The following is a 24031-nucleotide window of genomic DNA, read 5'->3' as shown; positions in this document are numbered from 1 at the left end:
ACAATATAGACTAGCACCGTATGTGCGGCAAGCGAGCGCTGGCGACTTACATTTGCTGGAATAAATGGGTGTTGCCGCGGCTGACCTCGAGTTCCTCCGGCGAGTTGCGCACCCGCACCATCTGGCGCCCGCGCAGGTCGCGCGTCACTTCGGCAATGGCGTCGACGCGTACCAGTGTGGAGCGGTGAATGCGCCAAAATTCGCTCGGGTCGAGCTCATCTTCCAGCTCTTTCAAGGTCTTGCGGATCAGGAATTCGCCCTGCGCGGTTTGCACGCGCGTATATTTTTCATCGGCGCGAAAGAACAACACTTCCTTGGTCGAGATCATGCGCAGGCTGTTGCCGACCTGGGCCTGGATCCAGTGCAGGTAGTCCGGCGCGCGTGCGCCATTGGCGCCGGCCGGGCCGCGGCTTTGCTGCAGCAATTGGCTCAGTTGGCGCTCGATATCGTTGGGCTTTTTGCCCAGGCGCGCCTGCAGGCGGCCGCAGGCCATTTTCAGGCGCTCCAGGTTGACCGGTTTGAGCAGGTAGTCCAGCGCGCCCTGTTCGAAGGCTTCAATGGCGTACTGGTCGTAGGCGGTAATGAAGACCACGTGGCAGCGGTTGAACAGCATGCGCGCCGCTTCAATGCCGCTCAGGCCGGGCATGCGGATATCGAGGAAGACGATGTCGGGCTGGTGCTGGCCGGCGAGGGCGATGGCTTCAATGCCGTTGGCCGCTTCGGCCACGATCTGCAGCTCCGGCCAGGCATCGTGCAGGCGCTTGCGCAGCATGTCGCGCATGGGTTCTTCATCGTCGGCGATGATGGCGGTGGCGATAGGCTGGCTCATGATTTTGCAAAGATATCGGGTGCAAAGGGAAGGCAGATGGCGGCGCGGCAGCCGCCGTCCATGGGCTGCTCGATGGTCAGTTGGGCGCGCGTGCCGTACATCAGCTTCAAGCGCTCGCGCACATTGGTCAAGCCCACGCCGTCGCCGGCATAGGCGTTGAAGCCGACGCCGTCGTCCTGCACGTCCACTTGCAAGACGCTGCCGTTGACGCTGGCGCGGATATCGATGCGGCCGCCTTCGACTTTCGGCTCCAGGCCGTGCTTGATGGAATTTTCGATCAGGATCTGCAGCATCATCGGCGGGAAGGTGGCGCTTTCCAGTTCCGGCGGCACGTCGAGCGAAACGGATAGGCGCGATTTCATGCGGGCCTGCATGATGGCGAGGTAGGCGCGCGCCATATGGATCTGGCGTCCCAGCGTGCCGTTGCCGCGCGAGCGCATCTGGGGCAGGGTGGCGCGCAGGTATTCGATCAGGTGGGTATGGATCTTGGCCGCTTCGGGCGGATCGGTTTCGATCAACTGGCCGATCAGGGCCAGGGTATTGAACAGGAAATGCGGCTCGACCTGGGCCTGCAGGGCCGACATCTGGGCTTCCACCAGGCGGCGTTCCAGGCTTTCGTTGCCGGCTTCGGCGGCGGCCTTGCTGGCCTCGATCTCGGCCTTGCGTTTGCCGCCCGCCAGGATCTTCAGGCCGGCGGAGCCGAAAATGAAGAAGGCGACTTGTTTCGGGTGCAGCACGGGCGTCAGTGCCAGCAGGAAGGCGAGCATCCACGTTACCACCAGCTGGCGCAACGGCACCTGCGCCAGCCAGTCGAAGAAGTCCCACCACAGGCTGCTGGCTGTCTCGCCAATCTCTCCGACAAAGGAGAGCACGCTGCGTGCCCGCTTACCCATGTTGTTTCTTGTCTCCGAACACATTGATGGCCAGCTTGGCGATCAGTACGCCGATGAACAGGGTGATCACCAGCGGCAGGATGGTCAAGAACAGGGCGATCAGCACGCACATGGCAACAATGCCTGGCCAGGACATGTCGTCCAGCGTTCTGACGAAGTGGCGGCCGATGCCGACGAAGGCTTGCCACACTTCTTTCACGGTTTCCTTGGCGCTTTTGTTGATAGTTTTCATCACGTCCTCCTTGTTTTCGATGATGCAACTGTAGCGCTGCCGCTGGCAATAGTGGAGGGCGATCCGACGAACTGCGCGGCCGGCGGGATGACCTGCTGCGGAGCGCGATAGACTGTTAGCGCGCAGCAATCCAGTCGGCGCGCAGCAGGCCGAAAAAGTCAGTGTCGCAGATCTCGCCATTGACGATCCAGCGCTCGCGCATATGGCCTTCGTATACAAAATGCAAGCTTTTCAACAGCTTGGCGGAGGCGGTGTTGCGCGGGTCGATGTCGGCCTCGATGCGGTGCAGGCTCCATACGCGGAAAGCGTGGTCGAGCAGGGCGGCCATGGCTTCCTGCATATAGCCCTTGCCCCAGCAGGCGCGGTCCAGCATATAGCCGATGTCGCAGCGCTGGTTCTGGCGGTTGAAACTGTACAGGTTGACGACGCCGGCCAACTGGCCATCGGCTTCGATACCCATACGCAGCAGTTCGCCGCTCTCATACCCGGCCAGGGCGGCGGCGAAATAGGCCTCGGCCTGGCGCATATCGTCCCACGGGGCGCTGCTCCAGTAGCGCATGGCTTCCGCATCGGAATACATGCGGTACAGCGCCGGCACGTCGGCGGTGGACAGGAAACGCAGTTGCAGGCGCTGGGTGGCGAGGGTGAACGGTGCGAAGGCTGGCATGGCGCAATCACTGGTCAGTGGATTTCCATTCTAGCAAATGATAGATTGGCGGGCGTCGCCCCCTCCCCGAGCTGTTACTTTGAACTTCCTCGATCGTCTTGGCCTTGATTCCTCCGCGGATGCCCGCATTGTTCGGCGCGCCTATGCACGCGAGTTGAAACTGATCGACCAGGAGGCGGATCCGGCGGCGTTCCAGACGCTGCGGGAAGCTTATGAAAGCGCATTGCGCTGGGTGGCGGAGCGGGAAGCGCAGCCGCCGGAATTGCCAGTGCCGGAGGCGCGGCCAGCCGACCTGGGGGAGCCGGTGCCCGGGCTGGCGCCTGCGCCGCAATCTGCTGCGAAGGAGCCTCCGCGCGAGCAGACGCCAGGCAGCATGCGTGACCTCGATTCACTGGAGCAGGCGCGCCGCGTCTTGCAGCAACTGCGCCCTTTGAACATTGAGGATTCCCAGGCATTTGAAGCCGAAGTAGCGACCCTGCTGGAAAGCGGCTGGCGTCCCGGCCACGCGTATCTTTTCCAGGCCGCCTGCGAAGAATTTTACTGGGACGGACGCCACTTCCCGCCACATATGGAAGGCTTTGATACCCTGGCCGGCGCTATCGAAGACCTGAAATACTTGCGCATGAAGCCGGAGCCGGTGCGTTCGAATCATATGCGAGTGATCGAGCGCTTGCGCGATACCGCAATACCGCCGCTGGCGGACCTGGCGCAGGATATCTTGCTGACGGAAGTCGTGATGACCCTGTACCCGGACCTGATGTACATGACCTGCGCTCCCGGCAAGGTGGAAAGTTGGCGCCAACATCTCTCAACCAAGCTGGCCGAGGTCAAGGCGATCGAGGACGCCCGCAAGCGGGAACTCCATCCATTGGCCAAGGTGGTACGGGTCGTGTACCTGCTTGCCGTGGGCCTGGGGATTTTCATCGGCGTGACGAACTACAAATTTGTCCCCGAAAAGCCGCTGCGCCAGCTCACCGTGATGGAAATGCAATGGATCACGCAGCATGTGGAGCCGATTGTTGTCGAGGGACCGGTCGAGTTTGAAGTCACGTTGAACGCGCAAGGACAGATCAAGAAGCTCGAAGTGATCGGCAGCCCGAAGGGACGTATCAGCCACGTCGAAGAGGCCATCCGCCTTGCCGCCCCTTATCCGGACGAATACCCGCGGGTCTTCCGGGTCAAATTCCCGATTTGACGCCGGGCCTTGCTAGCGGGGCAGGGCTGATGTTAGATTGGCAATGTCTACCATTCCCCGGGAGTTTGGCATGCAACTCGGCGTCTTTTCCCTCAGCCTGAACGTCAAGGACATCAGAGCCTCGCGCGACTTCTACGCAAAGTTCGGCTTCCAGGACTTTGGCGGGAACATCGAGCAGAACTGGCTGATCATGAAGAATGGGGAAACGGTCATCGGCCTGTTCCAGGGCATGCTCGAGAAAAACACGCTGACGTTCAACCCAGGCTGGGACAGCAATGCGGAAGCCGTGCCTGGTTTCACGGACGTGCGCCAACTGCAGCGCGAACTGGAGGCAAGCGGGGTGGCGCTGGCGGCGCGCGCCGATGAAGCGAGCACCGGCCCGGCCTACATCATCGCTTTTGACCCGGACGGCAACCCCATCCTGATCGACCAGCACATTTGATGTCGACCGCACTCCTGCTCGCCCTGGCCCTAGACCTTACGGCGGCCCCGCCTGTCGAGTATGACCGCGAGGGCGGCACCGGCACGCTGACCATCACCCAGGGCAGCAACGGCGAGAAGAAATTCACCTTGTCCACCTTTGGCCCGAATGCCCACGACTGTGAGCTGAGCGGCAGCATCAAGGGAACAATCGGCACACTGGACGACCAGGGGCCGGGCGAGCCGGAATGCCGCATTGCGTTCGCGCAGAAAGGCAGTGTGGTCGAAGTCACACCGCAGTCGATGGAAGCGTGCGCTGGCGTATGCGGCGCCAGAGCGACTTTCCATGGCAGGTATTACGTGGCGCCGCGAGCCTGCAAGCCGGCCGCAAGCAAGGCGACAAAAGACGCCTTTCTGGTGCAGTACAAGGCCAAGAACTACCAGCAAGCCTACGACACGCTGAACGGCTGGCTGGGACAATGTTCGCACCTGATGCACTGGATGGAGGCCGACCAGGTGCGCAACGACCTGGCCATGACCCAATTCCATTTGAAGCAGCCGGCGGCTTGCCTGGCGACGCTGGCCAAGAACTATGCGGCGAAAATGAAGACGATCAAGGCGCTCGAGGAGGAGTTGCCGCCGATGGATTACGAGGCCTACGTCAAGACCGCCAAGGCCACTTTCTTTAACCAAAAACTCTGCTCACAATGACATCACATATTGCCATCGCCGCTGCGGCCCTGCTCTCCGTCGCGCAGGCCTTTGCCGCGACGCCCGCCGAGCAACTGATACAGCAGGCCGACGCCTGGGATAAAGCCATCATCAACAAGGACCGGGCAGCCATCGCCGCCAATATGGCGGACGATTTCCGCCAGATCAGCGCGCGCGGCGACATTGCGGGCAAGGAAGCCTTTCTTGATGCAATCACGTCGCCCAAGCTGGTCATCCACCCGTATGGGGTGGAGGATATGGATGTGCGCTTTTACGGCGACGTGGCCCTGGTCAGCGGCCGCACGCGCATGACGGGAAGCTGGGACGGAAAAGCATTCGGCAGCCATTACCGCTATATTGACGTGTATGTGCGCAAGGATGGCAAGTGGCGTGTGGCTAGCGTCCAGATAACCCAGGTACAGGAGTAGACGATGAGCGACCGGCTGGATCTGTCCAATTCAAAGCTGGTGGCAATCATGGATGCCCAGCTTGAATTGGCGCGCCTGGGTCCTGCCTTCGGTGCGCTGATGGATTGCGCGGCGGCGAAGGCCATGCAGCTGACTGGAGCGGACGGCTCGGTGATCGAGCTGGTCGAAGGCAGCGAGGTGGTGTACCGCGCGGCGCAAGGCCTGGCGGAGGCCCAGCTGGGCCTGCGGATGCAGATCAAGGGCAGCTTGTCCGGCCAGGTGCTGACGGCGCGCCAGGCGGCCACCTGCAACGATTCCGAAATCGATGAAAGAGTGAACCGCGAAGCATGTCGCCGGGTCGGCCTGCGTTCGATGGCGATCCTGCCGCTGTTGTTCGGCGACCAGGCGGGCGGGGTGCTGAAGCTGGCCTGGCGCGAACCGCGGCCTTTCGACCAGGACGAGGTGGCGATCGGGCAGTCGATTGCCAATATGACTGCGGCGATGATGTATCACGCCTCGCAGGAGGGCGGCAATGTCCTGCAGCGCAAGGTGACGCAGGATCCTGCGACGGGGTTGCCGAACCGTTCCTCCTTCTACGAGCAGTTGCGGGTGAAGGTCGACGATGCGATCGCGCGCGGCGGCCACGTCGGCGTGATGGTGGCGCGCGTACGCTCGCAGCGTAGGGAAGTCATGGTGGAACTGGCGAAACGCCTGGCCAGGGAATGCCGCGAGGGCGATGTGCTGGGCCGCCTGGGCGTGGACGAATTCGGCATGATCCTGAGCGTGGCGGGGCGGCGTTCGGTGATCCAGAGCCAGGTGCTGCGCTTCCGGCAGGCCGTAAGCTCGGAACCTGTGTCGCTTCCTGATGGCGAGAAGATCGATCCCGTCATGCACGTCGGCAGCGCGCTGTACCCGGACGATGGCCAGGCCATCTCCGAGTTGCTTGCCGTTGCGCGCGCGCTGGGCTAAGAGCCTTCGAGGCAGGCAAACCGCGTAACGTTTTGTATAGCGGTTTGCCTTCAGCCCTGTGCGCAGGAACGCATATTGTTAAAAATGTCCAGGAACTGTCGTCGGCCACCGGCCCGGATCAATTCCTTCCGAATCGGTACCTGCGCGCCTTACAGCGTCGGCTTGTTGCCGCTGGCCTTGGCTTTGTTGATGTCGTCCTGGAGTTTGTTTTGGCGGGCAAACAGCTCCTTCTGGGCGGCGTCGAGGAACACGCGCGGGTCGTTGATTTCTATATCCATGGTGCTGACGATCTCGCGCGGACTCCTGTTGGGGTAATTCGGGTTGTCGGGGGTCAGGAAGACCTGGAATGCGCCGCCGCACTTGGCATACAAAACTTCCTGCTTCACCAAATTGCCGGGATTATTGAATTGGGACGGCGGAGCCTTATCGAACTCGTAGCATTTGGTGGCGTCGGACTCATAGCCTCGCTTGTTCGGCAAATCCTCTGCCGTGATGGTCTTGCCGCCGTCCAGCGTATAGTAGTACATCTGCTCCGTATCGCTGTAGACGCGCTGCGAAGTCGGCTTTCCATATTTCTCCTGTATGGTCTTGATCGCCGTCGCCAAGGCTGGCCGGGCTGCGGCATTCCAGTGGGTTGTGCGCTTGATCATGAACAGGGCGTTTTCCTTTGAATAGGTCAGCGTAATCTCTTCCGAGCCGCTACTGTCTGTCGCTGTGAATCGCGCTCGGTACACCTGTCCTACGCCCTGGTCGAAAAAAAATCCTCCGGCACTTGGCGGCGATTCCTTCCACGGCTTGTTGGTCTTGGCCAGAACGGCCTTGACCTCCTCGTGGGTCATGCCAGTCTTGATGCCGAGCGTTTCGACATTGCCAAGATGGCCGGCTGCGGCCTGGGCGGCGCCGGCCAGCATGAGGGCTGAAGGAAGTAGCAGACAAGCGATTTTCTTGCGGGCGGTAGTCATAGGGGATCCGGGAGTTTTGGGGTTAAGGGGAAAACTGCGCGATGCGCGGTTTCACGCCCTTAACGCGCCAAGCTCAGGGGTAGTTGACATAAATGAATGTAAATATCACAACGATAGGCGCATCGCCTCAGGATCTTGGGGCTGTGGCGGCAAGCACCATGTTGACGATGGTCGTTTCGGCGTCACTGAAATCGGCTTCGGCGAGTTCTCCACGCCCGAGCACCAGCTGCATTTGCGCGGCGAAGTCGGCGTAGGACTGGGTCATGGCCCAGATGGCAAACAGCAGGTGGGTGGCGTTGACGGCGGCAATGCGGCCGGCGGCGATCCAGCGTTCGAAGACTTCGATATCCTTGCGCAGCAAGGGCACCACGCGTTCGCGGATTTGTGCGCCATACAGCGGCGCGCCGCTGATCACTTCCATCGCGTAGACGCGCGACGCCCACGGCTGTTCGCGCGAAAAATCGAGCTTGGCCTTGATGTAGGCGCGCAGCACATCGGCCGGTTCGCCGTCGGGGGCGGCGAGATTGGCCATGCGTTCCAGCCAGTCGTCCAGCACATTGTCCAGCACGCGCTGGTAGAGCGCCTGCTTGGTGGGGAAGTAGTACATCAGATTCTGCTTCGAGAGCCCGACGTTTTCCGCAATGGTGGCGACCGACGCGCCTTCGTAGCCGGATTCCGCGAACACGCGCACGGCTTCGGCGGCGATGTCCGCCTCCAGGCGGTCGCGGTTGATCACGCGGCGCAGTTTAGCTGATGCCATATTCCCTCCGCATAGCCTGCAGGAAGTTCCGCAGTTGTGGGCTGTCCGAGTAAGCGACGTTGAAGCGGAACCAGACCGAAGACGGTGGCCGCAGCTGAAAGAATTCGCCCGGCGCGAGCAGGATGCCGGACTTGAGCGCCTGTTCGGCAAGCAGCTTGCCGTTGCATTCCGGCGAGGGCGCCTGTGGCCAGCCGGCGCTGACGAACATGCCGCCGCGCGGCCGTGCGATCGGCGCCATGCCGGCCAGGGCCAGCAGGTCGGTGGTGCGTTCGCGCCCTTCGGTAAGTTGCCCCACCAGGCGTTCCACCATGCGCCTGTAGGGCCGTGCGGTGATGGCGTGGTAGGCGGCCCGCTCGTTCACCTCGGAAGTGGTGAGACCGGCCAGCATCTTCACGCGCACCAGCTCCGGCAGCAGCGAAGCCGAGGCGCAGATCGAACCGACGCGCAGCACCGGCGACAGCGTCTTGGAAAAACTGCCGACGCGGATGACGCGCCGCAGCCCGTCCATCGCGGCCAGCGAGGCTTCGCCGCGCGGCGTGAGCTCGCGGTAGATGTCGTCTTCCACCAGCCAGAAGTCGAATTGCTCGGCGAAACCCAGCAAGCGGTGCGCCTGCGCCTGGGTCAGGCTGGTGCCCAGGGGATTCTGCAGCACGGTATTGACGAACATCAGCTTGGGCTGGGTTTCGCGCGCCTGCTCGGCGAGGAAGTCCATGTCCAGCCCCTGTTCGCCGCGCGGAATGCCGATGGCATGGCAGCCGTGGTGGCGGATCAGGGACAGCAGGTTGCTGTAGACGGGGTCTTCGACAAAGACGGTGTCGCCCGGCTTGGTCAGCGTGCGCAGGATCAGGTCGAACGCATGGGTGGCGCCGTGCGTGAGCAGGACCTGCTCCGCTTCGACGGCGAACAGTTCTGCGCTCAAGGTGGACGCCATGTATTGGCGCAGGCCGGGAAAGCCTAACGGGTGGCCGTAGCCGCGCAGGCGGTTGGCGGGAATGCGCATGGCGTGGCGCACGGCGTCGAGCACGGTGTCTTCGCCATACCACTCCGGCGGCAGCCAGCCGGCGCCGACGGGCAGGGCTTCCGAGGCGCCGGAATAGAGTTCAGGAGTGAGCGCGTCGACCGCGGCAGGCCCGGTCACCATATGGGCCGGCGCCGATGGTAGCGGTGCGTCGTGACGTGCAACGTAATAGCCGGAACCGCGGCGCGACGACAACAGGCCCAGGGTGACCAGGCGGTCGTAGGCTTCCACAACTGTAAAGGTGCTCACCCCATTACACTTCGCGAATTGCCGTACCGATGGCATCTTCGTACCAAGGCGCAGCTCGCGGCTGGCGATCATGGCACTGATGGCGTCGACAATCTTTTCGATCAGGCTGCCCTTCTTCGTTCGTGCAATGGACAACTCTGGCCAGACGGGGTTTGGCATGTGGGCCTCTAAAACTGTACTGTTTTATCTACCTGTACGGTTGGAACGTTTCCCTACGTGTGTATATGTGCCATAGTTAACTTGCTGTCTATTATTGCATCATGATTTTGCCAACTGGTAAAGTTTTTTGAGCATCGTAAAAAAAACCCACCAAGGGAGATAGCAATGAACGAAGCCCGGCCGCAATCAATGTCATCCTTCTGGATGCCATTCACGAACAACCGCGATTTCAAGGCGAACCCGCGCCTGCTGGTCTCCGCCGAAGGCGTGTACTACAAGGATGTCGACGGCAACCAGGTGCTGGACGGCACCGCCGGCCTGTGGTGCGTGCCTTGCGGCCACCGCCAGCCGAAGATCGTGGCAGCGGTGAGCGAAATGGTCGGGCAATTGGACTTCGCACCGACCTTCCAGATGGGCCACCCGGCCGCTTTCGACCTCGCCGATAAACTGATGGAGTACACCAACCATCGTTTCGGCCACGTGTTCTATACCAACTCGGGATCCGAGGCGGTCGACACCGCGCTGAAGATCGCACTGGCCTACCACAAGGCGCGCGGTGAAGCTTCCCGTACCCGCCTGATCGGGCGCGAACGCGCCTATCACGGAGTGGGCTTCGGCGGCATCTCTGTGGGCGGCATCGCCGGCAACCGCAAGCCTTACGGCGTGATGCTGCCGGGCGTGGACCACCTGCCGCACACCCATAATATTGAAAAGAACGCCTACTCGCGCGGCGAGCCCGAATACGGCGCGCACCTGGCCGATGAACTGGAGCGCATCGTCGCGCTGCACGACGCGTCCACCATTGCCGCCGTGATCGTGGAGCCGGTGGCCGGCTCCACCGGCGTCCTGGTGCCGCCGAAAGGCTACTTGAAGCGCTTGCGCGAGTTGTGCACCAAGCACGGAATCCTGCTGATCTTCGATGAGGTGATCACCGGGTTTGGCCGCCTGACCACGCCGTTCGCCACCGATTACTTCGATGTCGAGCCGGACATGATGACCACCGCGAAAGGGCTGACCAACGGCACCATCCCCATGGGCGCGGTGTTCAGCAAAAAATTCATTCACGACGCTTTCATGGAAGGGCCGGCAGGCATTGAGCTGTTCCATGGCTATACCTATACCGGCCATCCGGTGGCTTGCGCGGCATCGCTGGCTACGCTGGAAGTATTCAAGGAACAGAAGCTGTTGGATCACGCCAAGGAGATCCAGCCGTACTGGGAAGACGCGGTGCATTCGCTGAAAGGCATGCCGCATGTGATCGATATCCGCACCATAGGCCTGGTCGCCGGCATCGAGCTGGCGCCGCGGGCCGGGGCGCCAGGCGCGCGCGCTTATGCCGCGTTCAAGAAAGCTTTCGCGGATGGCGTCTTGATCCGCGTTACCGGCGACATCATTGCCTTGTCGCCGCCGCTCACCTTTGAGAAGAAGCATATCGACGAATTGTTCGAGAAGCTGGGAAGGGTGCTGAAGACGCTTGAGTAAAACCGGTATGCAACGATCAAGGGTTAGGTTCAGGTTCTTGATGTTCGTCCTAAGTCAACAACGCATAACCTTGCCCTCGGCGGTTTACCGGTTCAAAAAAACCGAGAGGAGACAAACCATGTTGGTAGGCGTACCGAAGGAAATCAAGAATCAGGAATCGCGCGTTGGCCTTACCCCGGCCAGCGTAAAGGAACTGACACTCCGCGGGCACCAGGTCCTGGTGCAGCACAACGCGGGCGCTGCAATCGGTCTGACCGACGAAATGTATGTAGGCTCGGGCGCCACGATCATCGATAGCGCGGAAGAGATCTTCGCCCGCGCTGAAATGATCGTCAAAGTAAAGGAACCTCAGCCGCAGGAATGCGCAATGCTGCGCGAGAACCAGATCCTATACACCTACCTGCACCTGGCTCCCGATCCGGAGCAGACCAAGGCGCTGGTGAAATCGGGCGCGGTTTGCGTTGCGTACGAAACCATCACCGGCGCGAACGGCGGCTTGCCGCTGCTGGCGCCGATGAGCGAAGTGGCCGGCCGCATGGCGATCCAGGCCGGCGCCGCCCATCTCGAAAAATCCAAAGGGGGCATGGGCCTGCTGCTGGGCGGCGTGCCTGGCGTGGCGCCCGGCCATGTGGCGATTATCGGCGCCGGCGTGGTCGGCACCAACGCGCTGCAGATCGCCGTCGGCATGGGCGCCCGCGTCACGGTGCTGGACAAGAGCATCGACCGTCTGCGCCAATTGGACCTGGTGTTCGGCAACCGCATCCAGACCATGTTCTCCAACGCCCACACCATCGACGATGCCGTGACCGACGCCGACCTGGTGATCGGCGGTGTACTGGTACCCGGCGCGGCCGCGCCCAAGCTGGTGACACGCAATATGGTGTCGCGCATGAAGCAAGGGTCGGTCGTGGTCGACGTGGCAATCGACCAGGGCGGCTGTTTCGAAACCTCGCACGCCACCACGCACGAAAATCCGACCTTCATCGTCGACGGCGTGGTGCACTACTGCGTCGCCAACATGCCGGGCGCCGTGGCGCGCACCTCTACCTTTGCGCTGAATAACGCCACCATCGGGCACGCGATCGCGCTGGCCGACAAGGGCTGGGCCAAGGCCATGAAGGCCAACCAGCATTTGCGCAACGGATTGAATGTCTGCCAGGGCCAGGTCACCTATGAGGCGGTGGCGCGCGACCTTGGCTATACCTATGTGCCGGCGGAATCGCTGCTGGCGTAATCCACAGAGTCTGATATGAGCAATCTCGATACCATTACCCACTTTATCAATGGCGCCAAGGCCGATACGTCCAGCGGGCGTTATGGCGACGTATTCAATCCCGCGCTGGGCGAGCCGGTGGCCCGCGTGGCGCTGGGCACGGCGGATGAAGTCGATGCCGCCGTGCGCGCCGCCGAAGCGGCCTTTCCGGCATGGTCCAACACGCCGCCGCTGACACGGGCGCGCGTGCTGTTCAAGTACCTGGAACTGTGCCACCAGCACACCGAGGAATTTGCGGCCATGCTGACCCGCGAACATGGCAAGACATTTGCGGATGCGAAGGGAGAAGTGGCGCGTGGTATCGAGATGGTGGAATTCGCTGTCGGCATTCCACAGATGATGAAGGGCGAATTCACCGACCAGATTGCGCGGGGCATCGATGCCTGGTCGATGCGCATGCCGCTGGGCGTGGTGGCCGGCATCACGCCATTCAATTTCCCGGTCATGGTGCCGATGTGGATGTTCCCCATTGCCATCGCCTGCGGCAACACCTTTATCTTAAAACCTTCCGAGCGCGATCCCTCGCCTTCGCTGCTGCATGCGCGCCTGTTGAAAGAGGCTGGCTTGCCGGATGGCGTGTTCAACGTGGTGCAGGGCGACAAGGTGGTGGTCGATGCGCTGCTCGACCATCCTGTCGTGCAGGCGGTCAGCTTTGTCGGCTCGACGCCGATTGCGGAATACATTTACTCGCGCGGTTCGCAGCATGGCAAGCGTGTGCAGGCGTTGGGCGGCGCAAAAAACCATATGGTGGTAATGCCAGATGCCGATATGGAGATGGCGGTGGATGCGCTGATGGGTGCCGCCTTCGGTTCCGCCGGGGAGCGCTGCATGGCGATTTCCGTGGTCGCGGCAGTGGGCGACGCCGCCGACAAGCTGGTGGGCGCATTGAAGGAACGGACTGCCGCGCTCAAGGTGCGCGACGGCATGGCAGCGGAAGCAGAGATGGGGCCGGTCGTCACAGCGGCGGCGAAGCAGCGCATCGAACGGCTGATCGGCGAGGGCGTGGAGCAGGGGGCGACCCTGGTGGTCGATGGCCGCGACTACAAGGTGGCTGACCGTCCGAACGGCTTCTTTATCGGCGGCACGCTGTTCGACCATGTCACGCCGGACATGAGCATCTACAAGGAAGAAATCTTCGGCCCCGTGCTGTGCATGGTGCGCCTGCCCGATGTGGCATCGGCCGTGGAGCTGATCAACAACAATGAGTACGGCAATGGCGTGGCCGTGTTCACCCGCGACGGCGGCGTGGCGCGCGAGTTTGTGCGCCAGATCCAGGTCGGCATGGTCGGCGTCAACGTGCCGCTGCCGGTGCCCATGGCCTTCAACTCTTTCGGCGGATGGAAGCGCAGTCTGTTCGGCGACCACCACGCCTACGGCCCGGAGGGTGTGCGGTTCTACACCCGCCACAAGGCCGTAATGGAGCGCTGGCCGAATACCGCCAGCGCCGGCGCGCAGTTTGCTTTCCCACAAATGAAGTGAGGACGGAACCACATGATCGAGTCACTCAAATACATACCGCAGCCGAAAGCCACGAACGAAGAGCTGGCCGGTCACTTCACCGACCTGGCGCCGCCACTGAACGCGCGCCAGGCGGCAATTGAAAGTTCACGTTGCCTGTACTGCTACGACGCGCCGTGTACGCGCATCTGTCCGACCGGCATTGATGTGGCCAGTTTCATCCGCAATATCCATGAGAAGAACGTGAACGGGGCTGCCGTCACGATCCTGCAGCAGAATATTCTTGGCGGCAGCTGCGCGCGTGTTTGTCCAACCGAGATCCTGTGCGAAGACGCCTGCGTGCGCAACCACGACGCGGAGGAGCAACCTGTCAAGATCGGCCTCTTGCAGCGCTATGCCCTGGATAACGCGGTGCTGGACTGTCATCCCTTCAAGCGTGCCGAATCGACCGGCAAAAAGGTGGCTGTTGTCGGCGCCGGTCCGGCAGGCTTGTCCTGTGCGCACCGCCTGGCCATGCTGGGCAACGATGTCGTCGTCTTCGAAGCGCATGAAAAGTCGGGCGGCTTGAACGAATACGGGATCGCGAAATACAAATTGACCGACAATTTCGCGCAAAAGGAAGTGGATTTCCTATTGGGGATTGGCGGCATTGAGGTGCGCCATGGGCAAAAACTGGGGGCAAACCTGCACCTGAAAGACCTGAAAGCCGAATACGATGCCGTCTTCCTGGGCCTGGGTCTGGGCGCCAGCCGCGCGCTGGGGCTGACCGGCGAGGACGCTCCAGGCCTGATGGCCGCGGTCGATTACATCGCCGAGCTGCGCCAGGCCGACGACCTGACCAAGCTGCCGGTGCCGCGCCGCGCCATTGTGATCGGTGCCGGCAATACGGCGATCGATATGGCGGTACAGATCCAGCGCCTCGGTGCGGAAGAAGTGACGATGGTCTATCGCCGCGGTTTCGATGCCATGAGCGCGACCCACCATGAGCAGGATATCGCCAAGGCCAATCAGGTGCGCATGCTGACGTGGGCGCAGCCGCAGCAGGTGCTGCTGGACGAAGGCGGCCGTGTGCGGGGCATGCGTTTCGAACGTACCGCGCTGAGCGGAACCCGCCTTGCCGGCACGGGTGAAACCTTCGAAGTCGCGGCCGACGCGGTATTCAAGGCGATCGGCCAGGCCATGGAACCGGCTGCGTTGGCCGACCCGCTGGCCGCGATGCTGAAGCGGGACGGCGACAAGATCCATGTGGACGACGGCTTCCGTACCATCCTGCCCGGCATCTACGCGGGCGGCGACTGCGTGGCGCTGGGCCAGGACTTGACGGTGCAGGCCGTGGAGCACGGCAAGCGCGCCGCGATGGCGATCCATTCCGACATCCAATCGAAGAAGGAGGCAGCATAATGGCCGACTTGAGCGTCAACTTCTGCGGCATCAAGGCGCCGAATCCATTCTGGCTCGCCTCCGCACCACCAACCGACAAAGCCTACAACGTGATCCGCGCATTCGAGGCGGGTTGGGGCGGCGTGGTCTGGAAAACTCTCGGCGAAGACCCGCCGCCGGTCAACGTCTCTTCGCGCTACTCCGCCATCTACGGCAAGAACCGCGAAGTCATCGGCTTCAACAACATCGAACTGATTACCGATCGCTCGCTGGAGCTGAACCTGCAGGAGATCGCCGAGGTGAAAAAGGCCTGGCCGGACCGCGCCATCGTGGTCTCGCTGATGCTGCCCTGCGAGGAACAGGCCTGGGCTGACATCCTGCCCAAGGTGGAAGCAACGGGCGCCGATGGGATCGAGCTCAATTTCGGCTGCCCGCACGGCATGCCGGAGCGCGGCATGGGTTCCGCCGTCGGCCAGGTGCCGGAGTATGTGGAGCAGGTGACGGCGTGGTGCAAGAAGCACAGCAAGTTGCCGGTGATCGTGAAGCTGACGCCCAACATCACCGATATCCGCCGTCCGGCCCGTGCCGCCAAGGCTGGCGGCGCCGATGCGGTATCGCTGATTAACACCATCAATTCCATTACTTCACTGGACCTGGACAAGATGGTGGCATTACCTAATGTGGGCGGCGCCAGCACCCACGGCGGCTACTGCGGTCCGGCGGTGAAACCGATCGCCCTGAATATGGTCGCCGAGATCGCCCGCGATCCCGAGACGCGCGGTCTGCCGATTTCTGGCATCGGCGGCATCGGTAACTGGAAGGATGCGGCGGAATTCATCGCCCTCGGCGCTGGCTGCGTGCAGGTGTGCACCGCCGCTATGCTGCACGGCTTCCGCATCGTCCAGGAAATGAAGGACGGCCTGGAGCGCTGGATGGATTCCAAGGGCTACGAGACCCTGGACGATTTCATGGGCAAGGCGGTGCAGAACACCACCGACTGGAAGTTCCTCAATATGAATTACAAGTCCATCGCTCATATCAACCAGGACGATTGCATCAAGTGCGGCCGATGTTATGTAGCGTGCGAGGATACCTCGCATCAGTCCATCTTCCAGCTGGTCGACGAAGCGACGGGAACGCGCACCTATAAGGTCAACGACGAGGAATGCGTCGGCTGCAACCTGTGCGAAATCACCTGTCCGGTGCAAGGTTGTATTACGATGGTCGCAGTCCCGACGGGCAAGCCTTATATGAACTGGACGCAGGATCCGCGTAATCCCCGTGCGGAGAGCGTGCCGGCCTAGAACCGGTAAACCGGTGTCTGACCCATAGGGGCCGACACCTGGCCAGCGACCGCCGCCTTATCGGCTTAAAACTTTGGAGACTGCATGAGCGACAACTCCCAGCTGTGGAACGAAGACCTGGCCCCGACCAATGAATCGCAGCGCACCTGGCACTGGTATCACTTCGCTGCACTCTGGGTTGGGATGGTCATGTGCATCCCCGCCTACACCCTCGCCGCCAGCCTGATTGAAGGCGGCATGTCTGCCGGGCAGGCCGTACTGACGGTGTTCCTGGCCAATACCATCGTTCTGCTGCCGATGCTGCTGATCGGACATGCCGGCACTAAATACGGCATCCCGTATGCAGTACTGGCGCGTGCATCGTTCGGCACCACCGGCGCGCGGCTGCCGGCGCTGATGCGCGCGATTGTGGCCTGCGGCTGGTACGGCATCCAGACGTGGTTCGGCGGGCAGATGATTTACACGCTGCTGGGCGTGCTGATGGGCGGCGAGATCGGGGGCGCGAAGATCGGCGGTCTTGGCATCAATGGCGCGCAGCTGCTTTGCTTTATTGCCTTCTGGGCCATCCAGTTCTGGTACATCGTGCACGGCATGGATGCGATCCGCAAACTGGAAACCTATACCGCGCCGCTGAAGATTCTGATCTGCTTCGTCCTGCTGGGCTGGGTGTACCAAAAGGCCGGCGGCTTCGGCACCCTGCTTGATCAGCCGTCGCAGTTCGTTGAAGGCGGCAAGAAGGCCGGCCAGTTCTGGCCGACGTTCTGGCCTTCCTTGACGGCGATGATCGGGTTCTGGGCCACGCTGGCGCTGAATATTCCCGACTTCACGCGCTTCGCCAGAACGCAGCGCGACCAGGTGCTGGGCCAATCGGTCGGCCTGCCGGTGCCAATGGGATTGCTGGCGGCGCTGGCGGTGATCGTTACTTCCGCCACGGTGGTCCTGTACGGCAAGGCGATCTGGGACCCGGTCGACTTGGCGAGCCGCATGACCGGCGTGGCGGTGCTGCTTGCGCTGGTGATCCTGTTGATCGATACGATTTCCGTCAACCTGGCCGCCAACCTGGTCGGCCCGGCCTACGATTTTTCCGCATTGGCGCCCAAGCAAATTTCCTACCGCACCGGCGGCTATATCACCGCGGGCATCGCGCTGGCGATGATGCCCTGGAAGCTGCTGGAAACCACGCAAGGCTATATCTTCACCTGGCTGATTGGGTATTCGGCCTTGCTTGGACCGATTGCGGGCGTGCTGATCGTCGATTACTACCTGATTCGCAAGACCGAGTTGAATGTCGGTGCGCTGTACGTCGATAACGGAGAGTACAGCTATACCAACGGCTGGAATTCCGCCGCGCTGCTGGCCTTTGCATTCGGCGTTGCGCCGAATGTGCCGGGCTTTTTGAACGCGGCCTTTCCCGCTTCATTCGCCAATGTCGGCGATGGCTTCAAGCTGATTTATACCTATGCATGGTTCGTCGGCATTGCAATTGCAGCGCTGGTGTACGGCATCATGATGAAGGGCAGGGCGGCCAGGGCCGTACCTCCCGCAATTCCGGAGAATGCGTAAATGGCGACACTGATTCGAGGCGGGACTGTTGTAAACGCGGACCGAGCTTTCCGCGCCGATGTACTGTGCGAGGGCGACAAGATCGTTGCCGTCGGGCCGGATCTTCAGGCTCCGGCGGGCGCCGAAATTATCGACGCGGGCGGCCAGTACGTGATGCCGGGCGGGATCGATCCACACACGCATATGAACCTGCCTTTCATGGGCACGGTGACGCAGGACGATTTCTTTACCGGCACTGCCGCCGGCCTGGCCGGGGGGACTACGACCATTATCGACTTTGTCATCCCGAGTCCGCAGCAGCCGCTGCTCGAGGCTTATCACCAATGGCGCGGCTGGGCCGAAAAGGCGGCTGGCGATTACACCTTCCATGTGGCGATCACGTGGTGGTCGGACCAGGTGCATGAGGACATGGGAACGCTTGTGCGCAACCATGGCGTGAACAGCTTCAAGCATTTCATGGCCTACAAGAACGCCATCATGGCCGACGATGAAACACTGGTCAAAAGCTTCCGCCGCGCGCTGGAACTAGGCGCCATCCCGACGGTGCATGCCGAGAACGGCGAGCTGGTGTACCAGCTGCAGCAGGACTTGCTGCGCCAGGGGATTACCGGGCCGCGTGCCCATCCGCTGTCGCGTCCTCCGGCAGTCGAAGCGGAAGCGGCCAACCGCGCCATCGCCATTGCCAATGTGCTCAATACGCCGCTGTACATCGTACACGTGTCCTGCAAGGAATCGCTGGATGCGATCACCCGCGCCCGCGCGGCGGGCCAGCGCGTGTACGGCGAAGCGCTGGCGGGCCACCTGATCGTGGACGACAGCGTGTACGACCATCCCGACTTCGATTTCGCGGCTGGACATGTGATGAGCCCACCATTCCGCAGCCGCGAGCACCAGAAGGCGCTATGGCAAGGCCTACAGGGCGGCAACCTGCACACCACCGCCACCGACCATTGCACTTTCTGCGCCGAGCAGAAGGCGGCTGGCCGCAACGACTTCACCAAAATCCCCAACGGCTGCGGTGGCGTGGAAGACCGCATGGCTGTGATCTGGGACGAGGGTGTCAACAGCGGTAAGCTGACGCCGTCCGAGTTCGTCCGAGTGACGTCGGCCAATGCGGCGCAGATCTTCAATATCTATCCGCGCAAGGGCCTTGTAGCGGCAGGATCGGACGCGGATATCGTGGTGTGGGATCCGGAAGGAACCCGCACCATATCGGCCAAGACCCAGTTCGCCAAGGGCGGTTTCAACGTCTTTGAGGGACGCGCAGTCAAAGGAATTCCAAGCACCACGGTGGCGGCCGGGAAGGTCGTGTTCCATCGCGGCGAATTGCGGGCGGTGGAAGGCGCAGGGCGCCACATCGACCGGCCTGCCTTTGCGCCGGTATCGGCGCGCTAAGAGGCTGTTTAAAAATGGGCGTGGCTAGGCGCAGCGACGAAGGCAGTGCGCCTGCACGGCAAGGAGCTGCAACAACGCCATGGCCATTTTGAAACGGCCTCTAAGGAGAACATCATGAGCGAGATGCGTATCAACGGCGAGCGACTGTGGGATTCGCTGATGGAACTGGCAAAGATCGGCGCCACGCCGAAAGGCGGCGTCAAACGCCTGACGCTGACGGACCTGGACAAACAGGGCCGCGACCTGGTCAGCAGCTGGGCGCGCGATGCCGGCCTGTCGATCACGGTCGATCAGATCGGCAACGTCTTCATGCGGCGCGACGGCGAAGACAATACGCTGCCGCCAGTCATGACTGGCAGCCATATCGACACCCAGCCGACGGGCGGCAAGTTCGACGGCAATTACGGCGTGTTGGCGGGCCTGGAAGTGGTGCGTACCTTGAACGATCTGGGGATCAAGACGAAGGCGCCGATTGAAGTCGCCTTCTGGACCAATGAGGAAGGTTCGCGTTTTGTGCCGGTGATGATGGGGTCGGGCGTGTTTTGCGGCGCCTTCACGCTGGAACACGCCTACGCCGCCAAGGATGTCGAAGGCAAGACCGTGCGCGACGAACTGGAGCGCATCGGCTACATGGGCGAGGAAGTCCCTGGCCAGCACCCCATCGGCGCCTACTTTGAAACGCATATCGAACAGGGACCGGTGCTGGAGGATGCCGACAAAGTCATCGGCGTAGTGCCCGCTGTGATGGGCCTTTCATGGTACGACTGCACTGTGACCGGCATGGAAGCCCACGCGGGCCCCACGCCAATGCATCTGCGCAAAGACGCCATGCAGGTCGCGGCCAGGATCATTCCCGAAGTGGTGGCCATCGCCAACCGCTATCCGCCATACGGGCGCGGCACGGTCGGCATGATGCAGGTCTTCCCCAATAGCCGCAACGTGATTCCGGGCCAGGTCAAATTCAGCATCGACCTGCGCAATGTGAACGAGGAGTTGCTAAACAAGATGCATGAAGACATGCTGGCCTTTATCGACAAGACCTCCGCCGACACCGGCCTGCCGGTGAAGATCGAACGGGTGTCGTACTATCCGCCGTGCCCATTCCATCCCGACTGTGTTGGGGCGGTGCGCAAGGCGACGGAAAAACTGGGCTACTCCACGATGGATGTGGTGTCCGGCGCGGGGCACGACGCCATTTATGCCGCCCGTGTTGCCCCTGCCGGCATGATCTTCGTTCCCTGCAAGGACGGCATCAGTCATAACGAAATCGAAGACGCGAAGAAAGAGCACCTGGAGGCGGGCTGCAACGTCCTGCTGCACGCCATGCTCGAACGTGCCGGAGTGGTATGATTTACGGGAACGGTATAACGTGCAGGCGATCACTTCGGCAACCCGGAAGTGCCAAACACCGTCCGGGTATCGTGTCCGTATGAATCCAACGTAGGCGTTGCCGATGAGTCGTAGTTTTCGTTTAGTCTTGTGTGTATTCGCTTTTTTTGGAACTTTTTGCGCGGAAGCGGTTGCGCAGGATCTTCTGGAACCATGTCATCCAAAATCTGGTAACCCTTATTACACCGGGGTGTATCGGGTGATAGATAAAGCGGTTGGGCGCCCGTCCCGCCTGCAGCTCACGACGTTTCCATCGTTTCAATCGGAGTCCGGGATACGTCTTGTCGATTCGGAGGTTTACTTTGTCGAGTTCCAAGCCTTTTTCTGGGATCAATCCTATGTGTCGGACGGTAGCGGTGTCGGCCACATGGATTTCAGTAAACCTAAAATCACCACAAAGGTTCGCCATGCTGCGCTAAGTCCCCCGGTTGCCGAACGGGTGCAACTGGTATTTGCGAAAGCCATTGCTAATGCGAAGGAATCCGATGCGGGGGGACTTGATGGCACTTCCTATGTCTTTTCGACATCCGGCGAAAGCTGTGGCGCAGCTTGGTCGCCGGAGCCTCGATCAAAGAATGGCCGCCTGGTTGAATTGATGCGCCGATTGGAAAGGCACTCAGGCTTTTCCAGTCCAATAGATCTCGCGCGCAGCGAAAAGTCTCTTGTTCGCCTCCTTCAGGCAGTCGAATCCGATTAGCCGCCCATTCATTTTGCAGCCGGCTTAACGCTATCTTGACGCGGGGTTAACGCGGCGCGGTCTATTGTTAGGCAAAAATCCCCACGCAAACGGGAGCCGAAAATGAGCGCCAATGCCCTGAACCGCCTTGCCTGCGGTGCTGTACTTGCCTGCGCCTTTGCTTTGCCTGCAGCCCATGCTGACGGCGGCCCTTTGGGAATCGACCATCGCCTGAATGTCGACAACGACGGCATATGGGGACGCAGCCAGCAGCACATCATGATGGGGGCCCTGTTCGTGGGAACGGTGGGGCTGGGCTTGTGGGAGGGCGGTGACACGCGTCTTGGGCGTACCGACTGGCAGGCCATCGATGCCATGCTGCTCACCGCTGTCAGCACCGAGGTAATGAAACGCACATTCCGGCGCAAACGGCCAAACAGCACCGACGATCCCGGCCAGTGGTTCGGCAGCTCGCGCGACCGCAGCTTCCCCAGCGGCGAGGCCGCCGCTTTTTCCGCCGCAGTGACTCCATTCATCCTCGAATACGGGCAGGAACGTCCTTGGGTTTATGCGCTGGCCGCTTTGCCGGTATATGACGGCATCGCCCGCATGAAGACGCGCGGACATTGGCAAACCGACGTCCTTGCTGGCATCGCGCTCGGATCGGCCTTCGGCTATTACGCCCACCAGCGCGGCAGTTCGTTCACGCTGTCCGTGCTGCCGCATGGGATCCAGGTCGGCTATCGCACGCGCTGGTGAGGCACGCCCTTAACGGCCAAATGCAATGCGCGTAATTGCGACGGTGGCTTCATGGGCCAGGTTATCCAGCTCTTTGTGCTGGGGGCGGGTTTCGGAAATGAACAGCATGGTTCCCAGCATTTGCGCAACGATCAGCGTGCCGCGCACTTCGCATTGCTGCATCGGCAGTTCCGGGTCGATTTCGTGGATCAGGTTGCGCAGTGTGCGGCGCGCACGGGTCATCATGGTGTCGAACAGCTTGGTGGCGACCGGATGGCGGTTGGCCAGCGCGGCGATCTCGAAGAAAAGGCCGCTCGATACCTGGTCGCGCAAATCGGCCAGGAAGTAATCGATGATCGATTCAAACACCTCAACGCGCGGCCCGCTGCCGGCGGCGGCAACACGTTCGTCGATGCCGGCCTGGTAGCGGTCGAAAGTCTGCTCCAGCAGCGCTTCGATCAAGGCGTCGCGGCTTGGGTAGTAGTGCTGGACGGTCGACAGGCTCACGCCCACTTGCTGCGCCACAGAGCGCATCGCCAACGCTGCGTAACCGTCGCGCGCAAGCAACAGACGCGCCGCGTCCAGGATGGCGCTGGCACGCTCAAACCCCTTGGTGGTGGTGTTCGATTCCTTTGCCTGCAGGGGCGTATCTGATTTTTTCTTCATAACCTGCGAATTATCCCGTCGATTGACAAATAGGTCAACTGACCGATACTATTTCGGTCAACTGACCTATAACTTGATCCGGAGACCAGGCCTGATGATTCCTCGCACCTTATTCACCGAAGAACACGACATGCTGCGCGAATCCGCGCGCCGCTTCATGGAAACCGAAATCGCGCCGCATCACGAGCGTTGGGAAGAGCAGGGCTATGTGGACCGCGACGCCTGGCTGAAGGCCGGCGCCGCTGGTTTCCTGTGCCCGACGATGCCGGAACAATACGGCGGCGTGGGCGTCGACCGCCGCTACAGCATGGTGCTGATCGAGGAACAGGCCCGCATCGGCGCTTCCGGTCCGGGCTTCATGCTGCATTCGGAAATCGTGGCACCCTATGTCCTGCATTACGGCAGCGAGTACCTGAAGTCGCACTACATCCCGAAACTGGCGACCGGTGAAATGATCGGCGCCATCGCGATGACCGAGCCGGGCACCGGCTCCGACCTGCAGGGCGTGTCCACCACCGCCATGCGCGACGGCGACCACTACATCCTGAACGGCTCCAAGACCTTCATCACCAATGGCTGGAACGCCGACTGCGTGATCGTGGTCGCCAAGACCGATCCAAGCGCTGGCGCCAAGGGCATCAGCCTGTTCGTGGTCGACACGTCGATGGAAGGCTTCAGCAAAGGCAAGCGCCTGAAGAAGGCTGGCATGAAGGCGCAGGATACTTCGGAACTGTTCTTCGAGAACGTGCGCGTACCTGCTAAAAACCTGCTGGGCGAGGAAGGCGCGGGCTTCAAGTACCTGATGCAGGAATTGCCGTGGGAGCGCATGCAGATCGCCATCATGGCGGTGCAGGCGGCCGAATCGGGCCTGGAATGGACCGTACAGTACACGCGCGACCGCAAGGCGTTCAAGCGTCCGATCGCGGAATTCCAGACGATCGCCCACGCCCTGGCCGAGATCAAGACCGAAGTGCAGATGTGCCGCGTATTCGTGGACCGTTGCATGGAGCTGCTGATCGAGGACAAGCTGGATGCGGCCACCGCCTCCATGGCCAAGTACTGGACCACGGAGATGCAGTTCCGCGTGCTCGACAAGTGCGTGCAGCTGCACGGCGGCTACGGCTATATGTGGGAATACCCGATTACCCGCGCCTGGGCCGATGCACGCGTGCAGCGCGTGTACGGCGGCACCAATGAAATCATGAAAGAACTGATCAGCCGCACACTGTAAGGAGA

The 24031-nt window shown here is 61.6% G+C and carries 24 protein-coding genes; 16 read left to right on the top strand and 8 right to left on the bottom strand.

All coding sequences use genetic code 11. The features are described from left to right. Nucleotides 1-46 precede the first annotated feature (46 nt). The 4 genes from H597_RS0102955 to H597_RS0102940 all read right to left on the bottom strand — a co-directional run bounded on the left by H597_RS0102955 (nt 47) and on the right by H597_RS0102940 (nt 2621). Nucleotides 47-829 carry a LytR/AlgR family response regulator transcription factor gene (locus tag H597_RS0102955; protein ID WP_035372897.1) on the bottom strand — a complete coding sequence of 261 codons (783 nt, stop codon included), beginning with the start codon at nt 827-829 and terminating at the stop codon, nt 47-49. Further along, the gene (locus H597_RS0102950) at nt 826-1722 is read right to left on the bottom strand and encodes a sensor histidine kinase (protein ID WP_028100811.1); all 897 of its coding nucleotides are present in this window, start codon (nt 1720-1722) and stop codon (nt 826-828) included. The genes H597_RS0102955 and H597_RS0102950 overlap by 4 nt, the downstream gene beginning before the upstream one ends. Beyond that, on the bottom strand, nt 1715-1954 hold the full coding sequence (locus H597_RS29535) for a hypothetical protein (protein ID WP_035372895.1): 240 nt from the start codon (nt 1952-1954) through the stop codon (nt 1715-1717). The genes H597_RS0102950 and H597_RS29535 overlap by 8 nt, the downstream gene beginning before the upstream one ends. 115 nt (nt 1955-2069) lie before the next feature. Next, entirely contained in the window at nt 2070-2621 is a 552-nt protein-coding gene (locus tag H597_RS0102940) for a GNAT family N-acetyltransferase (RefSeq protein ID WP_028100810.1), read from the bottom strand. 79 nt (nt 2622-2700) lie between these two features. On the opposite strand from H597_RS0102940, the gene H597_RS0102935 reads away from it, so the two are divergent. From H597_RS0102935 to H597_RS0102915, 5 genes are all read left to right on the top strand, one after another. Next, entirely contained in the window at nt 2701-3816 is a 1116-nt protein-coding gene (locus tag H597_RS0102935; protein WP_154667923.1) for a hypothetical protein, read from the top strand. A gap of 70 nt (nt 3817-3886) precedes the next feature. Next, entirely contained in the window at nt 3887-4258 is a 372-nt protein-coding gene (locus H597_RS0102930; protein WP_028100808.1) for a VOC family protein, read from the top strand. Then, complete coding sequence (locus H597_RS0102925) at nt 4258-4947, top strand: hypothetical protein (protein WP_028100807.1); 690 nt, start codon at nt 4258-4260, stop codon at nt 4945-4947. Before H597_RS0102930 ends, H597_RS0102925 begins: the two co-directional genes overlap by 1 nt. Then, entirely contained in the window at nt 4944-5375 is a 432-nt protein-coding gene (locus tag H597_RS0102920; protein ID WP_028100806.1) for a nuclear transport factor 2 family protein, read from the top strand. The genes H597_RS0102925 and H597_RS0102920 overlap by 4 nt, the downstream gene beginning before the upstream one ends. 3 nt (nt 5376-5378) lie before the next feature. Beyond that, complete coding sequence (locus H597_RS0102915; RefSeq protein WP_028100805.1) at nt 5379-6323, top strand: sensor domain-containing diguanylate cyclase; 945 nt, start codon at nt 5379-5381, stop codon at nt 6321-6323. A gap of 149 nt (nt 6324-6472) precedes the next feature. Here H597_RS0102915 and H597_RS0102910 read toward each other — a convergent pair whose 3' ends face one another. The 3 genes from H597_RS0102910 to H597_RS0102900 all read right to left on the bottom strand — a co-directional run bounded on the left by H597_RS0102910 (nt 6473) and on the right by H597_RS0102900 (nt 9471). Then, nucleotides 6473-7285, bottom strand: coding sequence for a hypothetical protein (locus H597_RS0102910; protein WP_154667922.1), 813 nt, complete (start codon nt 7283-7285; stop codon nt 6473-6475). 127 nt (nt 7286-7412) lie between these two features. After that, complete coding sequence (locus tag H597_RS0102905; protein ID WP_028100803.1) at nt 7413-8045, bottom strand: TetR/AcrR family transcriptional regulator; 633 nt, start codon at nt 8043-8045, stop codon at nt 7413-7415. After that, nucleotides 8032-9471 (bottom strand): aminotransferase-like domain-containing protein, encoded by a 1440-nt coding sequence (locus H597_RS0102900; protein ID WP_028100802.1) that lies wholly within the window; start codon nt 9469-9471, stop codon nt 8032-8034. Before H597_RS0102900 ends, H597_RS0102905 begins: the two co-directional genes overlap by 14 nt. Before the next feature lie 165 nt (nt 9472-9636). Here H597_RS0102900 and aptA point away from each other — a divergent pair, with 165 nt between their 5' ends. The 10 genes from aptA (at nt 9637) to H597_RS0102850 (ending at nt 22150) form a co-directional block, all read left to right on the top strand. Beyond that, on the top strand, nt 9637-10953 hold the full coding sequence (gene aptA / locus H597_RS0102895; protein ID WP_028100801.1) for an omega-aminotransferase AptA: 1317 nt from the start codon (nt 9637-9639) through the stop codon (nt 10951-10953). A gap of 118 nt (nt 10954-11071) precedes the next feature. Beyond that, the gene (gene ald / locus H597_RS0102890; RefSeq protein ID WP_028100800.1) at nt 11072-12187 is read left to right on the top strand and encodes an alanine dehydrogenase; all 1116 of its coding nucleotides are present in this window, start codon (nt 11072-11074) and stop codon (nt 12185-12187) included. Nucleotides 12188-12202: 15 nt separating this feature from the next. Next, nucleotides 12203-13705 (top strand): CoA-acylating methylmalonate-semialdehyde dehydrogenase, encoded by a 1503-nt coding sequence (locus H597_RS0102885; protein WP_028100799.1) that lies wholly within the window; start codon nt 12203-12205, stop codon nt 13703-13705. Nucleotides 13706-13717: 12 nt separating this feature from the next. Then, nucleotides 13718-15085 carry an NAD(P)-dependent oxidoreductase gene (locus H597_RS0102880; RefSeq protein WP_028100798.1) on the top strand — a complete coding sequence of 456 codons (1368 nt, stop codon included), beginning with the start codon at nt 13718-13720 and terminating at the stop codon, nt 15083-15085. Then, nucleotides 15085-16368, top strand: coding sequence for an NAD-dependent dihydropyrimidine dehydrogenase subunit PreA (preA, locus tag H597_RS0102875; protein ID WP_028100797.1), 1284 nt, complete (start codon nt 15085-15087; stop codon nt 16366-16368). Before H597_RS0102880 ends, preA begins: the two co-directional genes overlap by 1 nt. An 84-nt stretch (nt 16369-16452) precedes the next feature. After that, nucleotides 16453-17931, top strand: coding sequence for an NCS1 family nucleobase:cation symporter-1 (locus H597_RS0102870; RefSeq protein WP_028100796.1), 1479 nt, complete (start codon nt 16453-16455; stop codon nt 17929-17931). Further along, a complete protein-coding gene (gene hydA / locus H597_RS0102865) occupies nt 17932-19326 on the top strand; it encodes a dihydropyrimidinase (protein ID WP_028100795.1) in 1395 nt (464 codons plus the stop codon). Between the two features lie 114 nt (nt 19327-19440). Then, a complete protein-coding gene (locus H597_RS0102860; RefSeq protein WP_028100794.1) occupies nt 19441-20676 on the top strand; it encodes a Zn-dependent hydrolase in 1236 nt (411 codons plus the stop codon). A gap of 103 nt (nt 20677-20779) precedes the next feature. Next, nucleotides 20780-21412, top strand: a complete 633-nt coding sequence (locus H597_RS34605) for a hypothetical protein (protein ID WP_035372893.1) — start codon at nt 20780-20782, stop codon at nt 21410-21412. Nucleotides 21413-21514: 102 nt separating this feature from the next. Beyond that, nucleotides 21515-22150 (top strand): phosphatase PAP2 family protein, encoded by a 636-nt coding sequence (locus tag H597_RS0102850; protein ID WP_035372890.1) that lies wholly within the window; start codon nt 21515-21517, stop codon nt 22148-22150. Nucleotides 22151-22159: 9 nt separating this feature from the next. Here the strand turns inward: H597_RS0102850 and H597_RS29525 are convergent, their stop codons facing one another. Continuing rightward, on the bottom strand, nt 22160-22795 hold the full coding sequence (locus H597_RS29525; protein ID WP_051293479.1) for a TetR/AcrR family transcriptional regulator: 636 nt from the start codon (nt 22793-22795) through the stop codon (nt 22160-22162). A gap of 94 nt (nt 22796-22889) precedes the next feature. Here H597_RS29525 and H597_RS0102840 point away from each other — a divergent pair, with 94 nt between their 5' ends. Continuing rightward, nucleotides 22890-24026, top strand: a complete 1137-nt coding sequence (locus H597_RS0102840) for an acyl-CoA dehydrogenase family protein (protein ID WP_028100792.1) — start codon at nt 22890-22892, stop codon at nt 24024-24026. Nucleotides 24027-24031: the final 5 nt, after the last annotated feature.

Origin of the sequence: Pseudoduganella violaceinigra DSM 15887 (assembly GCF_000425385.1) — a bacterium.
GTDB lineage: Bacteria > Pseudomonadota > Gammaproteobacteria > Burkholderiales > Burkholderiaceae_D > Rugamonas > Rugamonas violaceinigra.
The sequence above is the reverse complement of the archived record's forward strand: the minus strand, read 5'-3'. Positions and strand labels throughout refer to the sequence as shown.